Below are 341 nucleotides of genomic sequence, written 5' to 3' on the forward strand. Positions count from 1 at the left end.
CTGCTTTTTGAGAAGTTACCAATTTGACAGCTAAGCTATTGTTATCAATGCCGTTATCAACAGAATTTTGGTATTTACTAATTTGAGTTTTTAATTGAGCAAGTTCATCGGATATAAAAGCTAATTGTATTTTGTTATCTTTGGCAGCTTCGAATAATTTAGTATCATATTCTAATCTTATCAATATCATCGCTACAATGGATAGCATAACACAAATAATATAATCAGATAATTTTGCAAAAAAATCTAACAATATATTCTCCTATGAGAGTCAACAAGCTTTTAGAGTTTACCTAAAGGCTAAATTTTAATTATGTTCTTACTGGCTTGTCAGGTAAGCC

The 341-nt window shown here is 29.3% G+C and carries 1 protein-coding gene; it reads right to left on the bottom strand.

Annotated features, from left to right (window positions below; translation table 11 throughout):
* The coding region (locus tag CJF42_RS25320; RefSeq protein ID WP_141235678.1) for a hypothetical protein at positions 1-253 on the bottom strand (253 nt) is incomplete at its 3' end.
* Positions 254-341 lie beyond the last annotated feature (88 nt).

Source organism: Pseudoalteromonas sp. NBT06-2, from assembly GCF_002276045.1.
Taxonomy (GTDB): domain Bacteria; phylum Pseudomonadota; class Gammaproteobacteria; order Enterobacterales; family Alteromonadaceae; genus Pseudoalteromonas.